General features: G+C 34.6%; 1 protein-coding gene. It reads right to left on the bottom strand.

What is annotated here, in order from left to right; genetic code table 11:
- Positions 1 to 86: 86 nt before the first annotated feature.
- Positions 87 to 581, bottom strand: a 495-nt coding sequence (locus tag ACP7BT_RS13545) for an NADP-dependent oxidoreductase (RefSeq protein WP_426303793.1), incomplete at its 5' end; no start/stop codon positions are given.

The following is a 581-nucleotide window of genomic DNA, read 5'->3' as shown; positions in this document are numbered from 1 at the left end:
TAGTAGCCAACGGCTACAGTGATAACATCCTTGTTAAATTGTTTATATCTGAAATAGTTCATACAGAAGACTCCTTTTTGTTAAAATTATACTATAAATTCAACTTTGCAACAGAACCTGAAATATGCTGTAATTCCCTTACTTTCTGCTTTCTTTTTATTAACTTGTCCGCGTATAGATATTAGTCTGCCTCCAGGTTTCAATACATCATAACTACGTTCAAGTGTTTCTCCTGCTTGTGTATCAAGGACGATGTCATAATCATGTACATAATCTTCAAAACGTTCTGTATTGTAGTCAATGGTAACATCTGCCCCAATTGATTTTAAAAATTCATGGTTGTGTGTACTTGCAGTAGTTGCTACATAGGCACCTTTAGCTTTAGCTAATTGAATGCCAAATATACCTACTGCACCTGCGCCACTATGTATTAATACTTTATCGCCGTGTTGCATTTCACCATATTTTATTAACGCTTGATAGACAGTCAAACCATTAATTGGAATTGTCGCACCTTCTTCAAAAGATAATGATTCAGGTTTTTTAACAACTGTGTTTTGATTAATGGCCACAAATTCTGC

Source organism: Staphylococcus sp. Y174-1, from assembly GCF_049897865.1.
In the GTDB taxonomy this organism is placed as follows: Bacteria; Bacillota; Bacilli; order Staphylococcales; family Staphylococcaceae; genus Staphylococcus; species Staphylococcus saprophyticus.
The sequence above is the reverse complement of the archived record's forward strand: the minus strand, read 5'-3'. Positions and strand labels throughout refer to the sequence as shown.